This is a genomic window from Bacteroides sp. (assembly GCF_029057325.1).
Classification (GTDB): Bacteria; Bacteroidota; Bacteroidia; order Bacteroidales; family Bacteroidaceae; genus Bacteroides.
This window is the reverse complement of sequence record NZ_JAICZW010000097.1, coordinates 24,168-38,340: the sequence shown is the minus strand read 5'-3', so window position 1 is coordinate 38,340 and position 14,173 is coordinate 24,168. Positions and strand designations below refer to the sequence as shown.

Annotated in this window: 12 protein-coding genes; 3 read left to right on the top strand and 9 right to left on the bottom strand. The window is 52.4% G+C overall.

The window, feature by feature from the left end:
• Positions 1–278: 278 nt before the first annotated feature.
• From K2G43_RS06150 to K2G43_RS06115, 8 genes are all read right to left on the bottom strand, one after another.
• Positions 279–1,379 carry a DNA adenine methylase gene (locus K2G43_RS06150; protein ID WP_297643405.1) on the bottom strand — a complete coding sequence of 367 codons (1,101 nt, stop codon included), beginning with the start codon at positions 1,377–1,379 and terminating at the stop codon, positions 279–281.
• A 126-nt stretch (positions 1,380–1,505) separates the two neighbouring features.
• A complete protein-coding gene (locus K2G43_RS06145) occupies positions 1,506–2,135 on the bottom strand; it encodes an FKBP-type peptidyl-prolyl cis-trans isomerase (RefSeq protein ID WP_297643406.1) in 630 nt (209 codons plus the stop codon).
• A gap of 83 nt (positions 2,136–2,218) precedes the next feature.
• A complete protein-coding gene (locus K2G43_RS06140; RefSeq protein ID WP_297643407.1) occupies positions 2,219–3,760 on the bottom strand; it encodes a glycine--tRNA ligase in 1,542 nt (513 codons plus the stop codon).
• 387 nt (positions 3,761–4,147) lie between these two features.
• The gene (locus K2G43_RS06135) at positions 4,148–5,479 is read right to left on the bottom strand and encodes a TolC family protein (protein WP_300153542.1); all 1,332 of its coding nucleotides are present in this window, start codon (positions 5,477–5,479) and stop codon (positions 4,148–4,150) included.
• Between the two features lie 81 nt (positions 5,480–5,560).
• Positions 5,561–6,664, bottom strand: a complete 1,104-nt coding sequence (locus K2G43_RS06130) for an efflux RND transporter periplasmic adaptor subunit (protein ID WP_297643411.1) — start codon at positions 6,662–6,664, stop codon at positions 5,561–5,563.
• A gap of 179 nt (positions 6,665–6,843) precedes the next feature.
• Positions 6,844–8,070 carry an ABC transporter permease gene (locus K2G43_RS06125; protein ID WP_297643413.1) on the bottom strand — a complete coding sequence of 409 codons (1,227 nt, stop codon included), beginning with the start codon at positions 8,068–8,070 and terminating at the stop codon, positions 6,844–6,846.
• 39 nt (positions 8,071–8,109) lie between these two features.
• Positions 8,110–9,363 (bottom strand): ABC transporter permease, encoded by a 1,254-nt coding sequence (locus tag K2G43_RS06120; protein ID WP_297643414.1) that lies wholly within the window; start codon positions 9,361–9,363, stop codon positions 8,110–8,112.
• Between the two features lie 59 nt (positions 9,364–9,422).
• The gene (locus K2G43_RS06115; protein WP_297643416.1) at positions 9,423–10,139 is read right to left on the bottom strand and encodes an ABC transporter ATP-binding protein; all 717 of its coding nucleotides are present in this window, start codon (positions 10,137–10,139) and stop codon (positions 9,423–9,425) included.
• A gap of 179 nt (positions 10,140–10,318) precedes the next feature.
• Between K2G43_RS06115 and K2G43_RS06110 the strand changes: the two genes are divergently transcribed.
• Positions 10,319–11,299, top strand: a complete 981-nt coding sequence (locus tag K2G43_RS06110) for an ROK family protein (protein WP_297643418.1) — start codon at positions 10,319–10,321, stop codon at positions 11,297–11,299.
• A gap of 133 nt (positions 11,300–11,432) precedes the next feature.
• On the opposite strand, the gene rplS is transcribed toward K2G43_RS06110, so the two are convergent.
• The gene (gene rplS, locus K2G43_RS06105; protein WP_297643420.1) at positions 11,433–11,786 is read right to left on the bottom strand and encodes a 50S ribosomal protein L19; all 354 of its coding nucleotides are present in this window, start codon (positions 11,784–11,786) and stop codon (positions 11,433–11,435) included.
• 719 nt (positions 11,787–12,505) lie between these two features.
• Here rplS and K2G43_RS06100 point away from each other — a divergent pair.
• Together K2G43_RS06100 and K2G43_RS06095 are read left to right on the top strand one after the other, a co-directional pair.
• On the top strand, positions 12,506–13,273 hold the full coding sequence (locus K2G43_RS06100) for a 5'-nucleotidase (RefSeq protein WP_297641825.1): 768 nt from the start codon (positions 12,506–12,508) through the stop codon (positions 13,271–13,273).
• Between the two features lie 38 nt (positions 13,274–13,311).
• Positions 13,312–14,160, top strand: coding sequence for a metallophosphatase (locus K2G43_RS06095; protein WP_297641827.1), 849 nt, complete (start codon positions 13,312–13,314; stop codon positions 14,158–14,160).
• Positions 14,161–14,173 lie beyond the last annotated feature (13 nt).

Here is a 14,173-nt window from a genome sequence, read left to right as displayed (position 1 = left end):
TCGGATTTGGGTGAAGGCACTCAAAAAGAAGCTATAGCATGCAGCGAAAAACGTAGATGTGTCAAAACATGCATTTCACTTTCTTTTAGGCACGGATTACACGGATTTCACGGATTAATAAAGAAGAAAACCGTGTAAATCCGTGTAATCCGTGCCTAAAATCTATCATTATGTTGGTTCCTTTTCGTTTTGACACATTTCATTTTTTGCCGCATATATATCCGATTATTCTTTACAAAAAATGAGCTTTTTTCTCCATCAGAACTCCCCGAACAGCCTCATTTTTCCAATAAAAAAAGGTATTCGATGTATCTTCCATCGGAGTTTATCCATTCGTTGGTCCACCGCATGTTGCTCATGACGTTCTTCTTGTAATCGATTTCCCTTGCCGCAATGACAGTGCCGTTCGAATGCAGGATGTCGTTCAGTTCTTCTTTGGTCGCCCGCCCGCCAGAGCCATAAGAGAGGAGTATATAGCGGGCATTTGTCTGTTCGATGAGTTCCTTGATGGCCTGCATGGCTATGAAATTGCCTTCGCCGTTGCGCCTATACTCCTCGAACACGGACGGCGAGGCTGCATCACGGCTATCTTCCCGCCTGTTTGCCTTGCCGAACAGAAGGGGTTTGTCATTAAGTATCACCGATTTCCAGATATGGTAGTATGCCGCATAGCGGACTCTGCTTGGCGGCATCTTTTCGTTGTTGGAGCCGTAGGGCGGATCCAGATAAACCAAGTCATGGTATTCACGGACGGCCTCAAAGACATCGCCTTTCAGCACTTTGTTGTTGCCGCGCAGCGGATGCCTCTTCGGAAGTTTCAGGCAGATGTCGTTATTGGAGCGCAACGACCACCCCGAAAGATAGGCGGCATAGTGCCCGAGTGTATTGTCCACAGCATCCAGGGCATGTATCAGGCTGGTGAGCAACACGCATTTATCCTCCCAAGCAAGATTGTATTCCTCGATTTTATCCCTGATGGCATCCAGGCGCATCGTATTCTTCAGGCGGAAAGGCCTCTTTCCCGCCTCGTCCTCGCCGCCATAGTTTTCGGAGAACCATCCCCTGTAGCCCGGCAAGGCATTCAGCTCCTCGACGAGAGGCAGATAGTAGCTGTCCGGCTTGTCGGACAACAGGTAGCATGTGGCAAACACCTGCGACCACACGGCCACATCGTTCGCCGTCGTGTCATAGCCCATCTGCACGAAGGCCTGCGCCACACGCGTCGTCCCGCTGAACGCATCGAGGGCAGAGCGGACATCCAACCGGGATGTCATCTCCAGAATATGCGGCAGAATCTTCAGTTTGGAGCCGGTGTACTTGATGCCTTCCGTCTCCGGTATGAGGTTGGTATTTCCCCGAAGGGCTGGCTGTCGGCACATAGCTTATAGATAAAGTTTCACAAAATACAGGGTGAAAAGAGAAAAAACGAAGAAGAAAATAAAAAGCGAAGAATCTCTTCCCCCGTGCATACACTCAAGGAAGAGATTCTTCGTCCGTCTGTTTTTTTATTCCACAATGCTATCCAGCACCAGGTCGAACGTCAGCGCAGAATAGCCGCGGATGTCATTCTGCCCGCTTTCGCCGTATGCACTCTGCCAAGGGATGTAGAGCATCCAGCGCTCACCGGTCCGCATATATTGCAGAGCCGCCGTCCATCCGTCAAGGACACCGGAAACAGAGAAAGAGAGGGGAGAATCGAAGGCGGTCGGTTCTTTCATCGTGTCGTTCCACGGGATATCCTGGTCAAGGGCACCATATCCCTCGAAATTCCCATCGAAGCTGTCACCGGTAATCAACGTTCCGTAATAGAAGGTGCTGACCACAGAATGATAACCTGTATATAAGGGACGTTCCCCTGTTTCATTCTTCACCAGCTTCTTACAATATACGTATTGCATGCCTTCGGTGGTACCGGCAGTGGTCTGTATGGCATATAGTTTTCCCACCTCCATCGCATCAGCCTGATCGGCCGTAGCCACGTAGTTCTCGCCTGTCAGCCGCTTGATGGAATCGGCAAACGCCTCGTTGCGCTCCCGCCAGTTATCATACTTGCCTGCCTCTTCCACTTCTTCGCAGGACACCCATACGCCTGCCAGAAAAAACAGGAAAGGCAACAACAAAAGAAACTTCTTCATTTACTATTTTACGATTTACTTTTTACTATTCAGATGTTATCCGCTCCCCTCCCTACGGGGGAGGGGGCAGGGGGAGAGGCTCCTTACAGCGTCTTGAGCAACGATGTGATGCTCACGCGGTCGGCAATGATGTTGTTCAGTTCGGAGATGGCGACACGCTCTTGTTGCATGGTGTCGCGGTTGCGCAACGTCACGCAGTTGTCCTCCAGGGTCTGATGATCCACGGTCACGCAGTAGGGAGTACCGATGGCATCCTGGCGACGGTAGCGCTTGCCGATACTGTCTTTCTCGTCATACTGGCAGTGGAAGTGGAACTTCAGGGCGTCGATTATCTCGCGTGCCTTCTCGGGCAGGCCGTCTTTCTTCACCAGCGGCATCACGGCGAGTTTCACCGGAGCCAAGGCGGCGGGCAGCTTCAGCACTACGCGGCTCTCACCATTCTCCAGCTTCTCTTCGCAGTAGGAAGCCGACATGATGCTGAGGAACATGCGGTCCACACCGATGGAGGTCTCGATGACATACGGCGTGTAGCTTTCGTTGGTTTCGGGGTCGAAGTACTTGATGTTCTTTCCGGAGAACTTCTCATGCTGCGACAAGTCGAAGTTGGTGCGGCTGTGTATGCCTTCCACCTCCTTGAAGCCGAAGGGCATCAGGAATTCGATGTCGGTAGCGGCGTTGGCATAGTGCGCCAGCTTCTCGTGGTCGTGATAGCGGTAGTGGTCGTCGCCAAAGCCCAGTGCCTTGTGCCATTTCAGGCGGGTCTCTTTCCAAGCCTTGAACCAATCGAGTTCCGTGCCCGGCTTCACGAAGAACTGCATCTCCATCTGCTCGAACTCACGCATGCGGAAGATGAACTGGCGTGCCACGATTTCGTTGCGGAAGGCCTTACCTATCTGCGCGATGCCGAAGGGAATCTTCATGCGTCCGGTCTTCTGCACGTTCAGGTAGTTCACGAAGATGCCTTGTGCCGTCTCCGGACGCAGGTATATCTTCATGGCACCGTCGGCGGTGGAACCCATCTCGGTAGAGAACATCAGGTTGAACTGGCGCACTTCCGTCCAGTTCTTCGTTCCGCTGATGGGGCATACAATCTCCTCGTCCAGGATAACCTGGCGCAGCTCGTTCAAGTCCGGTCCCGCATTCATAGCGTCGCTGTAACGCTGGTGCAGGGCGTCGCGCTTAGCCTGATACTCCAGCACGCGGGCGTTGGTGCTGCGGAACTGCGCCTCGTCGAAGGCTTCTTTGAAACGCTTTGCCGCCTTTGCCACCTCTTTGTTGATTTTCTCGTCGTATTTGGCAATCTGGTCTTCAATCAAGACATCGGCACGATAGCGTTTCTTGGAGTCGCGGTTGTCTATCAACGGGTCGTTGAAAGCGTCCACGTGTCCGCTCGCTTTCCAGATGGTGGGGTGCATAAAGACGGCGGAATCAATGCCGACGATGTTCTCGTGCAACAACACCATGCTTTGCCACCAGTATTGTTTGATATTGTTTTTCAGTTCCACACCCATCTGACCGTAGTCATATACAGCTCCCAGTCCATCATAAATCTCGCTGGAAGGGAATACGAAACCATACTCCTTGCAGTGTGAAACCAGTTTCTTAAAAACGTCTTCTTGTGCCATTTTTCTGTTGTATCTTTATTAATTCGAATCTTATTTTCAGTTAAAAAACGCCACAAAGATAGGGATTTATATCATAAATAGGACACAGAGGATATTAATTTATCTTTTTTCAGGCAGAAAGTCCGGGCTTTGCGCCTCATTATCTTCCGGCCCGAGGGGAAGGGGGAGGTTGTCCGAAAAGCTTGCCGCCGTTTACATTTTGTCGTGATTTCAGGCACGGATTGCACGGATTTCACGGATGGGGCAAAGAAAAACTGTGAAATCCGTGTAATTCCGCGCCTGAAAGGAAACATAAAGGAAGTTCTCGGATAGTATAGGAGGATGCCGAAACGCCCCATACCTTATCTTTCAGCAGCAAAGTTTCCGGACAGCCGATTGGCGAGAGGGCTACAACCGAATCTCCTCTCCCTTGTAGAAGTCCAGAATCTTGGTGCGGAACAGGTATTCGTACTTGGCCTGAAGCTCTTCCGACCTGACTTTCAGCAGATTTTGCTTCGCTTCGTTGTATTCCACGGCATTGGCTTTCCCGTTTTCATACTTCTGGCTCATCAGCCTGAACGACTCCTCGCCGGCGATGGCAGCAGTGTGGCTGCCGGTATATTTTGCCTCGGCGGCGGCGGCGTTGTACCATGCCTGCTGTATCTCCTTGTAGAGCATCTTCTTCGCATTGTCCAGTTGCAGGGCATAGTCCTCGCGTTGCAGGCGTGCGGCGCGCACCCGATTGCGGGTGGCAAGCCGGTTGAAGAGGGGCACGCTGAGGTTGAAGCCAACGTATTTGCCGAAGTTGTCGTTCATCTGCTGGCTGAAGGTGCGGTTAATAGTGGAATAGTAGTTCGTGCCGAGGCTTCCGTTCAGACTCAATTGCGGGTAGTAGTTGCTTTGGGCGATGCGGATAGTGTGCTCGCTCCCTTCCAGACGAAGCTGTGCGGCACGGATGGAGGCCTTGCCCGTCAGGGCTGTCTGGAAGATTTCGTCCGGCGGTGTGAGTGGAACCGGAACCGGGTCGGCGGCGGGAGTCTCCAGGCAGAATCCTTCGGGAGTTTCCAGTTCGATGAGCTGGCTCAGGTCGAGCAGGGCGAGCTTGTAGTTGTTTTCGGCCTGCACCACGTTCATCTCGTCCTGCGCCACACGCGCCTTGGCCTCCGCCAGTTCGGCCGGAGAAGCCTTGCCCAAGTCGGCAAGGCGGCCTATACGGGCTTGCTGCTCCCCGCTGAGCCGTGCCTGTCCCAGTGCCACCTGATGCAGCTCTTCGTTGAACAGCACTTGCAGATAGGCAGAGGCTATGTTGATGGAGATGTCCTCCTTGGCCTTGTCCAGGTCGGCAAGGGCGGCTTTGAGGTTCAGCTTCGCCAGAGCATACTGGTGGGGGATTTCCAGCCCGGTGAAGAGGGGGATGCTGGTATTGAGGGACATGCTGGTGCCGTGGCTGCTGGTGTTGACGTAAACCGTGGAGTAGTCGCCCGTATCTTCGTTCTTGATGGCGGTCTGCGTGCGTCCCCAGTTCCAGTTCTGGCTGGCACCGGCGTTCAGGTTCGGCAGGCGTGCCCATTTGGCGGTGTTTGCCTCGACGGCACGCTGCTCGGCGGCGTTGGCGGTCTGGCGGATGCTGATGTTGTGCTCGATGGCGTGGTCTATGCACCGGCGCAGCGACCAGCGTTCTTGTGCCTGCATCGGGAGGCAGCTCAATACAATAAGGTATAAGAATGCTTGTTTCTTCATTGTTTCGTTTTTTTAAAGTTGACGAGGGAGACGAGGGAAGGCTCCTTGCACACTTGTTCCCTTGTCAACTCGTATCTTTCTTTATTTTGTCTTCTCCGCTCCGCGGACCTTGTCTCCGGCAGTGATGCCGCTCTTGATGGCAATCTTGATGCCGTCGCTCATGCCTATCTGTATGGGACGTCGTTCGAACTGCTGCCGGGGCACGCTGTCGGTCAGCACATAGACAAAGGTACTGTCTCCGCTGAATTCCACGGTGCTTTCGGGCAGGGCGAGCGCCTGCTTGGCACGCTCCAGCACGATTTCGGCATTGGCCGAGTAGCCCGAACGTATCTGCACGCTGTCCGGTGCGACAACGGCGGCCTTTATCTCAAACTGATTGGCTCCGTTCTCTTCCACCCCTTTCGGCGAGATGTATTCCAGGGTGGCGTCGAACGAGAGGTCTTGCAGGGCACCGATGGTCAGCTTCACCGGCATGCCTTCGTGGATGCGTCCCACTTCGGTCTCGTCGATATTGCCTCGGAAGATGAGGTCGTTCATGTTGGCCACGGTGGCGATGGTGGTTCCGTCGTTGAAGGTGTTGCTCATGATGACCGAGTTACCCACCTTGACGGGCACGTCCAGAATCAACCCCGTGATGGTGGAGCGGATGAGGGTGCTGCTGAAGGAGGCGCTGTTCTTGGTGATGCCCTCTTTCACAATCTCCAGGTTGTCTTTGGCGGTCTGCAGCTCTTCGCGTGCCTGCTTCAGGGCCACTTCGCCTTTTTCGTACTCTTCGGTGCTGATGAGTTTCTCTTCGTGCAGCTTCCGGATGCGTGCAAAGTCGGTTTCGGTCTGCGTGGCATTGATTTCGGCCAGTCGCACGCGGCTCTCGGCGGCGTTCAGCTGTCCCAGTTCGGGAATCACCTTCACTTTGGCTATCACTTCGCCCTGCTTCACCGTCTGTCCGGCTTCCTTATAGACTTCGGCAATGATGCCCGAAATCTGCGGCTTGATGAGGACTTCATCGCGCGGCTCCACCTTGCCGGTAGCCACGGTGGTCTTTTCGAGGTCGGTCACTTCGGGGATTACTACCTCATACACAACTTCTTTCGGTTGCGATTTTTGATACAGGAACACAAAAGTCCAGACAAACAGCAGTGCTACCAGCACCAGCATCATGATTCTCAACGGTTTCTTCTTTTTCATATTCATTGTTTTTTAAGTTTCTCTGCTATTAGAAATTCTGTTCTATATTACCAACTTGACGGCCATGTTTTGGTATTGTCACTCCCATGGTTGGGCAGCGTCCCTCCCATACGATGGAAGCATGGCTCCCATCGTATGGGAGCGTGACTCCCGCCACGTAGGAGCGATGCTCTCTCCTACTACTCTTCGCGGATGGCCTCTATCGGCTTGACGGCCATGGCGCGGTAGGCGGGTGCCAGTCCGGCCAGCAGTCCGAGGGCGGTGACCACCAGGCAGGCGGCGATGGCTCCCCAGAAGGATATCTGAAAGGCTTTGCCCGTGCCCGCCTCCGCCAGTTGCAGGATGCCGACGGCAAAGCAGATGCCCGTCATGCCGGCCAGGATGGTAAGGACGATGCTTTCCGAAAGAATCTGCACCAGGATGTTCCGGGGCTTGGCACCGATGGCGCGGCGGATGCCTATCTCTACGGTACGCTCCTTGACAGTCACCATCATGATGTTGCTCACGCCGATGGCTCCGGCCAGCAGCGTACCCAGGCCCACCAGCAAGCTCAGGATGTTGATACCTTTGAAGAGGTTGTCCACCATGCTGAAGAGCGCTTCCACATTTACCGTCATCACAGCCTGCGTGTCGTCCGGGTGGATGGTATGGGCCTGTTTCAGCTGGGCGATGACTTTTTTCTCCACTTCACTGATGGCGTGTCCCGCCTTGGCGGTATAGGTGATGACCTGCACGTCGTTTCCCATGTTGTAGTTCCGCATCATGGTGCTGAAAGGAATCTGCACGCAGCGTGGCGCATAGCCTTGTATGCTCATGTTGCCCGACGACACGTCCACCCCTACGATGCGGTAGTAGATGCCGCCCACCCGGATGTATTTGCCGCACGGGTCGCTTCCGTCGGGGAAGAGCGCTTCCCAGATGCGTTTGCCGATGACGCACACCTTGCGGTTCTCCTTCACGTCGATGTCGTTGATGTAGCGTCCGTAGAGCATGGTCGGTTCTTCTATCCTGCCGCTTTCGGGATAGATGCCTTTGAGCGTGCAGTTTTCCGTATTCTCCCGGTAGATGGCACTCATGCCCCACTTGGCGTTGCAGGGGGTCACGATGTCTATTTCGGGCACGGCACGGCGGATGCGTTCCACGTCATCCAGGTTCAGGCTCCAGTAACGTCCTTTGCGGAAGCCCTTGTAGGGCTGGCTGGTGAGGTTGGCGGCCACAGCCCCCGAGTTGCTGGCAAAGCCTTCGAACTGCTTGCTCATCAAGGCCTTCAGCCCCTGGCTGCCTCCCATCAGGGCCACCAGCATGAAGATGCCCCAGAAGATGCCGAAGGCAGTGAGCAGGCTTCGTGTCTTGTTTCTTGTGATGGTGACGAGTATCTCCTCCCATCGGTCAATGTCAATTATCATTGTTTTAATAATGAATTGTGATTTTTCAATTTTCAATTCTCAATTTCTCAGAGCCTCTATCGGTCGTATCAGCACCGCCTTGCGTGCGGGGAACAGCCCCGCGAGCGTGCCGGCGATGATAAGGGTCACGGTGGCCTGGATGGCGATGCGCAAGTCCACGGTAGGGTTGACGAATACCGTCTGTTTGGCTATGCCTATGTCCACCACGGCTTCGCCCATGCTGATGTTCATCCACTCCGTCACGCCGATGCCTGCCACCATGCCTATGTAGCCGAAAAGAGTGGTGATGGTGACGCTCTCGACTATGATGAGCCACAGGATGGAGAAGGGTTTTGCCCCCAGCGCCTTGCGGATGCCGAACTCACGGGTGCGTTCGCGGACGGTAATCAGCATGATGTTGCTCACGCCCACAATGCCGCTCAGCAAAGTGAAGATACCGATGACCCAGATGGCCGTTCGCAGGATGCTTTGCGCACCTTGTTGCTGGGTATATTGCTTGATGCGGTTCCACACCCATACGGCCCGTCGGTCGTCGGGGTCGAACTGCTGTGTGGCGGCTATGGTGCGGCGGAACCGCTCTTCGAACTCGTCGGCATTGGCCTCGTTCACCACGCCTTTGGTAGTGAAGGCCATCGAGCTCATCTTGTCTTCCTTGTTATAGACCAGTTGCAAGGTGGTATAGGGCAGGTAGGCGGGCGGTTGCTGTTCGCCTTCGCGGCTGTAGATGCCCACCACCCGGTAGCACAGGCCGCTGGCGTTCACCATCTTGCCGATGGCCTGTGCCTCCATGCCGCTGCCAAAGAGCATCTCGGCTGTCTTCTCGTGCAACACGATGACCTTTCGCCGTTCGCGGATGTCAATCGCATTGATGAAGCGCCCTTTCTTGAGGGCGGCGTTTGTCATGTCGAGGTATTTGGGGTAGTGTCCTTCCAGTTGGATGCTGACGTGGTCTTGGTTGTAACTCAGCGTGACACCCGACTGTTCTTGCACGGCGGTCACCTGGTCCACCATGTCTTCCAGCCGGCTTGTTGCTTCCAGCTCTTTCTGGGTGAACTTCACTTCACGGCCTGCTTTCAGTCCGCGCCAGGGCTCGCTGGTCCATCCGGGCCACGCCATCATGGAGTTCATGGCCATGCCTTCCGATTGCCGGTTCAGGGCGTTCAGCAGTCCGTTGCCTGCTCCCATCAGGACTATCAGCATGAAGATGCCCCATGCCACGGCAAATCCGGTCAGGGCGGTGCGCATCTTGTTGCGCTTGATGGTGGCGTATATTTCTATCCAGAGGTCTATCATTTTGAATTAAAAATTGAGAATTAAAAATTAAAAAATAGGGAAGGAAGGAGGATTATTCATTATTTCATGAATCCGTTCTTCCCGAAGGGGCTGGCGTCGTGGTTCAGGTTCTCTTCGATGCTGCCTATCACGCCGTCTTTGATGTGGATAATCTTGTCGGTCTGGTTGGCTACGCCGCTTTCGTGGGTGACGACAACGATGGTCATGCCCGTTTGGTGCAGCTCTTTCAGAATCTGCATCACCTCCACGGAGGTTTTGCTGTCCAGGGCACCGGTAGGCTCGTCGGCCAAGATGATTTGCGGACAGGTGATGAGTGCCCGGGCAATGGCCACACGCTGTTTCTGTCCGCCCGACATCTCGTTGGGCGTATGGTGCGCCCACTCTTTCAGGCCCAGGCGGTCCAGATACTCCAGCGCGAGGGCGTTTCGCTTGCGGCGACTCACTCCCTGATAGAAGAGCGGGAGCGCCACGTTCTCCATGGCGTTTTTGAAGGAGATGAGGTTGAACGACTGGAAGATGAAGCCAATCATGCGGTTGCGAAACTCTGCCGCTTTCGTCTCGCTGAGGTGCTTGATGAGGGTACCGTTCAGATAGTATTCGCCGGTATCGTAGTTGTCCAAAATGCCTAATATATTAAGCAAGGTGGACTTTCCCGAACCCGACGCCCCCATGATGGAGACAAATTCGCCCTTCCGGATGTCAAGGTCGATGCCTTTGAGCACATGCAGCGGTGCTCCGTTGTTGTAGGTCTTGTTGATGTCTTTTAACTGTATCACGATTTATGTCCTTTTGTTTACGGTTCAATGGTTCCTGTTTTCACCATTAGACGAAGCCATGATGCGGAAAGTTGCAGAAGTTGTGAAATTTCTTTCAAAAAGATTTTGCAATCTCATTTTTCTTTGTGATTTTTGTATTCCATAAGATTTTAATTAACCCTTTAAACGAATAGAATATCATGAATTCAAGCATGGAAAAGCCCTATGTAGTGGGCATTGACATCGGTGGAACAAACACCGTCTTTGGCATTGTAGATGCACGTGGCTCAATTATAGCAAGCGGTTCTATCAAGACCGGCGCCTACGAGCAAGTAGATGTATATGTGGACGAAGTCTGCAAGAATCTGTTGCCACTCATTATCGCCAACGGCGGAGTGGACAAAATTAAAGGTATCGGTATCGGTGCTCCTAACGGCAACTATTACAGCGGAACCATCGAGTTCGCCCCGAACCTTCCGTGGAAAGGCGTCATTCCATTGGCTGCCATGTTCGAAGAACGTTTGGGCATACCCGCCGCACTGACCAACGACGCCAATGCTGCTGGTATCGGTGAAATGACTTACGGTGTGGCACGCGGTATGAAAGACTTCATCATGATTACGCTGGGCACAGGCGTAGGAAGCGGAATCGTCATCAACGGTCAGATGGTATATGGCCACGACGGTTTTGCCGGTGAATTGGGACATACCATCATCCGTCGCGAGAATGGTCGTATCTGTGGATGCGGTCGCCGCGGCTGTCTGGAGACTTACTGCTCGGCTACCGGTGTGGCTCGTTCGGCACGTGAGTTCTTGACCAAGAGCACAGAGCCGAGTCTGCTTCGCAACATTGAAGCCGAGAGCATCACGTCAAAAGATGTATATGACGCTGCCGTGCAAGGCGACAAGATTGCGTTGGAAATCTTCGAATTCACAGGAACCATCCTGGGCGAAGCGCTTGCCGACTTCATCGCTTTCTCCAGCCCCGAAGCCATCGTGCTGTTCGGCGGTTTGGCAAAAGCCGGCGATTACATCTTCAAGCCTATTCAGAAGGCCATCGACGAGAATGTATTGAACATCTACAAAGGCAAAACCAAGCTGCTGGCCTCCGAATTGAAGGATGCCGACGCTGCCGTATTGGGTGCCAGTGCATTGGGCTGGGAACTGAAGGACATCAAATAATCAGCAGATTTTGATAAAGCCATAGACAAGAGGGGCGCACCGTAATGAACGGTGCGCCCCTCTTCATTTTACTAAAAAAGGGAAACCGATGGCTATCGGTCTCCCTTTTTTATTTCGAAATAGGAGTTTGGCATTAGCCGTTGACTCTTTTTTCTTTAATTCTTGCTTTCTTACCGGTAAGAGCACGCAGGTAATACAATTTAGCGCGACGAACCTTACCTACCTTGTTCACTACGATGCTGTCGATAGCCGGTGATTCAAGAGGGAAAATACGTTCTACGCCTACGGTTCCCGACATCTTGCGCACTGTGAAACGCTTCTTGTCTCCGTGTCCGGCAATCTTGATAACAACACCGCGATACAGCTGTACACGTTCCTTGTTACCTTCAATGATACGATATGCTACTGTGATAGTGTCACCGGCCTTGAAGCTCGGATGCTGCTTGCCTGTAGCAAATGCTTCTTCTGCAATTTTAATTAAATCCATTGTTTGTTATTATTAAATTGTTTGATCGTTACAACGCAACATACCAGGCTTCTCTCTGTTTTTCCTGACAGCGATTGCGCGAAAGCGGTGCAAAGGAACGAATTATTTGTCAGATACACAAATGCTTCAAGCTTTTTTTTCTTGCGTGGGCACGGCTCTGGCATTTAAAGCCGTTTTCATTTTTCAGACGCGGATTGAACGGATTGGGCGAATTATCTATGTAGCTGATAAAAATAAAACCCGCTTTATCCGCTAATTCCGCGTCTGAAAATAATAGCATCGAAACAGATGACCGTTTCTAAAATGTAAATTATTTTCCACTTCTTTTCTCACAGCCGGCATATCCCGGCAAAAAAACGGCCTTTCTCCTTTTCGCTGCGCTTTTCCCTATCTGCTTCCTATCCCACCCCTACCAGGGCCTATTCGGCTTCGGACGTTCTTCGGACAAACTCCACTCCCTAGGACCGAAGAATGTCCGAAGAACGTCCGAAGAAACACCGAAGGAACTACGGAGCAGGTAAGGGCCGGATAAGACGCGCCTCGAAAGAATAGCAGATTATGGAATTTGAAGGAGATGGGATTTTCGTGTAAATATTTACGAATTACCAAAAGATCGGACGAACCCAAAGAGCGTATGCAAAAGAGTGCAATTTTCACCCATTTATGTATTTCAATCACAAAAGAGAAGTATCTTTGTAGCAATTTTAAACAAAACAGATATGAAAAGACAAACTTACAGCCTCCTTTCGGGGGCAATGCTGGCAGTGACACTGCTATTGTTTTCCTGCCATTCGTCCTACGAAGTAACCCAAATAGAGGGAGGCAGAATTCCTATGGACTCCACATGGGATGCCCATCCGGATGCTGAGGCAGCAGCACTGCTAGCACCCTACAAAGCACAGATAGACAGCATGATGTATCAAGTAATGGGAACAGCGGAGATATCGATGGACCGGTTCAGACCCGAAAGCCCCCTATCCAACTTGGTGGCAGACGTGCTGCGCGAGGCCGCAACCTGCGTGCAGGGAAAACCGGCCGATATGGGGCTGGTCAATGTCGGAGGCATCCGCAATTCTTTGACAGAAGGCAGCATCACCATCGGAAACATTTATGAGATTCTGCCTTTCGAGAATTCGCTTTGCGTGCTGACGATGAAAGGCACCGCCATGAAGCAATTGTTTGAGAACATCGCATCAAGACATGGCGAAGGGGTAAGCGGCATACAGCTGAAAATCAGTAAAGAGGGTAAATTGCTACAAGCCACCATCGCCGGAAAGCCGGTAGAAGACGACAAGACCTATACGGTTGCCACCGTCGATTATCTGGCGGACGGAAACGACGGGATGACAGCCCTTGTGCAGGCAGACAAACGGATTTGTCCGGAAAACGCCACTTTGCGCAGCCTGTTTATGGAGTATGTAAAGAAACAGACGGCCGCCGGCAAAAAAATCTCCTCAAAAATGGAGGAACGAATAACAATTGAATAATTGACGCATTGACAAGAACAGATAAATTGAAAATCAAAATGAAACAGATATATGCACTGGCAGTCTCACTGCTTTTTTCTCTTTCAGTATCGGCACAAGAGGCCAAACAGTTGTTCATCTTGCATACCAGCGATACCCACAGCCGCATAGAACCTATCAGCAGAGAAGCTGCCGACCGGAATGCAGGCATGGGAGGAGTGGTGCGCCGCGCCGGATTCGTGAAACAATTCCGTAACGAACATCCCGACATGTTGCTGTTTGATTGCGGAGACATTTCGCAAGGTACGCCCTATTACAACCTGTTCAAAGGTGAAACGGAAATCAAGATGATGAACCTGATGGGCTATGATGCCATGACCATCGGCAACCATGAGTTCGACTTCGGACTGGAAAATATGGCACGGCTGTTTCGCATGGCAAACTTCCCGGTGGTTTGTTCCAATTATGACGTGACAGGCACAATACTTGAAGGACTGGTGAAGCCCTACATCACGCTGGAACGCGAAGGAGTGAGAATCGGCGTTTTCGGACTGGCTCCCAGAATGGAGGGGCTGGTGCAGGAAGACAAGTGCGAAGGCATTGTTTATAACGACCCGATAACCGTAGCACAGCAGATGGCCGACCTTCTCAGAGAAAAAGAGCATTGCGATGTCGTGATATGCCTTTCTCATCTGGGCATTCGCAGTTCAAGGCCTGAAAATGTTTCGGATGAAGTTCTGATCGGCAAGACATACGGCATCGATGCCATTCTGGGAGGACACTCCCATACCTTTATGGAAAAGCCGACGATCTATCTGAACGCCGAAGGGAAGAATGTCTCCCTGTTGCACTCCGGCAAAAACGGTATCTATGTGGGAGAGATGGTACTCACCGTAACAGAGAAATAACCAGACATTATAT